The 4,453-nt window shown below is 57.5% G+C and carries 6 protein-coding genes; all 6 read left to right on the forward strand.

Annotated elements, in window-relative coordinates:
* On the forward strand, positions 1 to 234 hold a 234-nt coding region (locus B1964_RS28715; protein WP_172399000.1), incomplete at its 5' end, for a tyrosine-type recombinase/integrase.
* A 277-nt stretch (positions 235 to 511) separates the two neighbouring features.
* On the forward strand, positions 512 to 670 hold the full coding sequence (locus tag B1964_RS28720; protein ID WP_172399001.1) for a helix-turn-helix domain-containing protein: 159 nt from the start codon (positions 512 to 514) through the stop codon (positions 668 to 670).
* Positions 667 to 978 (forward strand): hypothetical protein, encoded by a 312-nt coding sequence (locus B1964_RS28725; RefSeq protein ID WP_079932216.1) that lies wholly within the window; start codon positions 667 to 669, stop codon positions 976 to 978. The genes B1964_RS28720 and B1964_RS28725 overlap by 4 nt, the downstream gene beginning before the upstream one ends.
* Before the next feature lie 503 nt (positions 979 to 1,481).
* A complete protein-coding gene (locus B1964_RS28730) occupies positions 1,482 to 1,952 on the forward strand; it encodes a hypothetical protein (protein WP_139765944.1) in 471 nt (156 codons plus the stop codon).
* 750 nt (positions 1,953 to 2,702) lie between these two features.
* Positions 2,703 to 3,380: a helix-turn-helix domain-containing protein gene (locus B1964_RS30225; RefSeq protein WP_172399002.1), complete on the forward strand. Its 678-nt coding sequence runs from the start codon at positions 2,703 to 2,705 to the stop codon at positions 3,378 to 3,380.
* A 769-nt stretch (positions 3,381 to 4,149) separates the two neighbouring features.
* The gene (locus tag B1964_RS28735; protein ID WP_079932218.1) at positions 4,150 to 4,338 is read left to right on the forward strand and encodes a hypothetical protein; all 189 of its coding nucleotides are present in this window, start codon (positions 4,150 to 4,152) and stop codon (positions 4,336 to 4,338) included.
* Positions 4,339 to 4,453: the final 115 nt, after the last annotated feature.

A 4,453-nucleotide genomic window follows, 5' to 3' on the forward strand; every position in this document is an offset into this window, starting at 1 on the left:
TCAGACAGGGCATTTCGTTTATCCCTCACCGACCGATCACAAGCAAATCGGTGGATCGAGGCTAAGAGCCTGAGGCACTTCTATGCATCGAAGCTGATCCGTGCCGGAGAATCGGTGGCTGTCGTCCAGGCGCGCCTCGGTCATGCGTCCCCGATGGTGACCTTGGGCACTTACACGCACCTTTGGGAGGATGCGGCGGACACAACCCGTGCGGCAGTCGACGGTTTGTTCTGACGAGTCGACATCCCACGACACGCCGACGTTGTGATCGAACATGCGTTCTGACCTGCGGTGATCAAAGTTCCGATTCACAATATCTTGGGATGCTCGGGAATGTCAGGCACTAGGTGTAGTGTCTTTTCCGGCGAAACCGGCGTGTGTGCCCTGTCGAGAGCCACCACGTGAATCAGTGCGTGGCCGACATCCCCCCGATGAAGCCAACAACAGGCACTCGGACCTCGTGACCGCGAGGTCTATTCGGCGACAGGAACATTCGGCAATGGTTGAGTTTATGACGACAGAGCAGCTTGCGGAGCGGTGGCAGGTGTCTACCCGCAACGTGAGGGACATGGCGGCGGCGGGCGAGATTCCCGCGATGAAGCTGGGCAAGCTGTGGAGGTTTCCAACGGAGCGGGTGGCGCGTTTCGAGAAGTCGGCGGTGAGCGCGTGAATCCCGACGACTGGCGCTCGGCGCTGTACAACGCAGGTGCCCCGTATGCGGTCTATCGGGTTGCGTCCCAACTGGCAGACGTGGCCGATCCCACGATGGAAGCTTCCATATCGGCCGAGAAGATCGGCAAGCGGGTCGGGATCGTGTATGGCCTGAACGGCGGTGAGACGCGGGTGCGCGCCCTGTTGCGTGACGCTGAGATTCACGGTTGGCACGAGGTTGTGGCGCATGGACGGGGTGCGCCGAATCGGTATCGGTTGACTATTGGGAGGCGTTGGGCGATGGCCGGCGAAACGGTTGCGGCGTGAACGGCGCTGAGGGCCCGTCAGACACGTGTCCGCGACACAACCCATGTCCACAGTCCCCAAGGATTCCCGGAACGCCCTACGTCGACGTGGGGGCCGTTCTGAAGGCGATGCGTGAGACCGCCGAGCAACAGATTGGAGTAGGGCATTGACAGCACCGACACGAGCGAACACCACGCGCACCGCGCATAGGCAGAAGCGCTTGACGACCGGGGTTACCGTGGACTGTCCCTGCGGAGCGACTGGCGTTCCGATGGCGTGGGGCAAAGGCGACGGGTCAGTGCACTTGTACAGGCATGTGAAGGGTGTGCCGTGGCGGGGGAAGGCTGCTCGCGGCGACAAGTGCACCGGGCCAGAGGATTTGTTCACCTTCATGCTCGCCTATTGGGGCCTGATGCTGTCCGAGGGTGATGACGGGCGTGTGCGCCGGGTGACGATCGAGGGCCGTGCCGACGAGGTGCGCGAACTGATCGCACGAGAACATGGCGGGGGCAAGGGCTGTGTCTGTGACTGTCAGCGTTGTAGATGATTCGCCCATCACCGAAGACGCCCGCGACGACGTAGCGCAAATCCCGGCCGAGCAGCTAGCTCAACTGTTCGACATTGCCGCAGCCGCCGAATATGTTGCCGAGCAGAAAGATACGAGCAGCCTGTTCAAGCTCGGTGGCTACGGAATGTTCAACCGGCCGTGGCTGTGGAAGATGCTCAAAGCGTCAACGATGGCTGATTGGATTAAGGTCGCCGCATACTGCTGGACGCATCACGGGATGGACGGGCACTGCCGGGTGCGAGGCGACTTCGGGCCGATCGTGCTCGGGAAGACCGTGACGGCATCGAATGCGAGTCGTTTGGTGAAGCGTGCTGTTCAGGAGGGGGCGCTGGGCGTCGGCTCGAATCCGAGGTGTCTGGTTGCGCCGTGGGGCGTACGGTTCCGGACTACCGCAGATGTGTACTCGTCGTGTGGCCTGCATCCGTGACGAGCGGTTGTGCGTGCTTCTATACATACATATACAGAGTTTGCGTTTATGCAGGTCAGGGCACGGTTTTGAATCACGAGATGATTCAAATTGAATCATGAGACGATTCAATCGGGTATCTATGCAGGTCACGGGGTGTTTCCGATGATGAGTATCGGGCTTTTGCTTGGGAGTTGAAATCGTCCTGATTCTGGGTGGTGTTTCGGTAACACCACCTGTGTCGTGAAAGTGCAGGTCAGAGGCGGTGGTGGGTGGTGGTGGTGTTCCCCCTATATGGGGTACCCCCATTCACCCCCTGCTGACTGATCATGTGGGTAGGGACCCGGAAGAACACGAGCAGAAGGCGGGGCTAGTGTCGCGGCGGGTATCTCGGGTGCTTACCTCTGCTTCTCCTCAGGTGGCTGATAGCAGCCGGTGCTAGATGTCTCGGATATGGGGCAAACGATGAATCTGGCGTACTCTGTTTCGACTCCCCAGGATTCTGGCTGTTTGCGTAATTCGATACTACGGGGTGATCCGCATTCCGGGCATGGTGTTGGTGAATTGAAGTCTTGCATGAAATAACCCTCCTAGGTTATTGAGGTGTTGGGAGACTTTTCCCCCTCTTCTATTGTGGACGAATTTTTCTAGTCCGCAAGGCATTGCGTCTGGGCTGCCCATATCCGGTAGCTTGTTTCGTTTCTAGGAGGCTTCTTCGGCGCTGTGGGGAGTGCTCGGGGGTGGCATTTATCGGCTTCTCAGCGGGCGGCTGTGGCTGTGGAGTTCGAGCGCGAGATAGCGAAGGCCAAGAAGGATTCCGAGGACGAACGAAAGCGTAATCAGAACAATCCTGAGTGGACTAAGGAAAATTTTCCTGACTCCGGAGGAGAGGGGCTGCAGGCTTCGGATGAGGCTGGCGACCTGTTCAACGTATCCGGCAGACTAGTACGCGAGCATGTTCGCCATGGCGGGGACTGGCGTTACGGCTTGTATGTGGCGCGATGGGTGGAGAAGGGCGCGGGGCAAGGCGAGCGAACAGACCTCTCGGAGAACTCCGAGAAGTTGTCCAAGGTTAGTGCCACCACATTCGCTAAGGATGCGGAAGTCTCAGACAAAACCGTCACCAAGTACCTGAATGCTTGGAACTATGCCGCCAAAGCAAGAGTAGTGCCACACTCCACCAGCATTAACCCCGGAAGATTCCGAGGTTTCAAACTCCCGACCGTGGAGCGCAAGGCCGCTGTTGCCGATCTAGCCGAGCACGGGTTGTCGAACAGGGCCGTCGCGGACGCGCTCAACGTATCGCGCGAGACAGTGAACCGGGATGCCAATTCACCTGACACAAATGTGTCACCTACGCGTGATCGGGTTGGTCAGGATGGGAAGACCTACACGGAACCCCGCAAACCCAAACCACCACAACCCGAACGACTATGCCAATCGGCTTAACGGAAATGTCGTTGTCTACCAAAATGATATATTTGGGGCATAATCACCAAAACCGAAAGAATGACCAAATGAACCAACAGCTTTACGAACCCGTCAATAAGCGACTGACGGGGATCACAGGCAAAAGCCAACGAGCACTTACTAACGGAATCAACACTGGCGCAATTCCCGGTGTTAAAGTCGCCGGCACCTGGCTGGTGTGCTCGCAATATGTGGATGACCTGATCAATCAGGCGCGCGTTGGCCGAAAGGCTTAACGCAAAGATTAGATTGCCGGATCGCCGTGCCCGCCTACGGATCGGTGATCTAGGCGAATTGCCCAATAGTCCTCTCGGCATTAGCTGCCCGCATTGCGGTAACGGTCCGAACGTGATGTGTGATTCGCCAATGCTGAATTTCCATACTCACCGCGTCGACCGCTGGCTGAAAATCATCAAGTATCCGCGCAGATACGCGAACAGATGGCTGTAACCACGCATTCCTGGGCCTGAGATCAATGCACAGCGAAGTTTATAGCCGTCAGGTGTCAACACGTGAAGAATCTATAAAAGGCCGTCAGAATCGAAATGACAAACCTTCTACTCCACGATAGTCGTGACAAACAAGTTTGCGAGATCAATCTCGCCACCAACCGGACAACACGAGAACGCTTCATCATTCTCAAACGTGACTCTTCTTAAACACCAATCCGCCTGCCACTAGATCAAGCCTACAAAATGGCTGACCTCATCGTGGCAATTGCTGAACAAGCAGAACGACGGGAAACCGCATGACATACATTTCCACACCAGAAACCATCTCGACCACAGGCGCCGACGCACCGCCACTACATTTCGCGAAATACAAGTTCGGAACCGGCTACCGCTTGGTGATCAACCAGGGCGGTAACGGGATCAGCTTCCCGATTGAGGACGCCGAACGTGTCGCCGCAGCTATTATCAACACCATTGGGGCGTGAGCATGGCGAGAATCCCCACCAGCCCCGACCGCCCAAGCATCCGCGTCGAGCACCCACAGACTGAACCGTCCTGGACTGGGTGGAGACCTGGTTTATGCCACCTCCGTCTCGGAGG

It is taken from the genome of Gordonia sp. i37 (genome assembly GCF_002043085.1).
In the GTDB taxonomy this organism is placed as follows: domain Bacteria; phylum Actinomycetota; class Actinomycetes; order Mycobacteriales; family Mycobacteriaceae; genus Gordonia; species Gordonia polyisoprenivorans.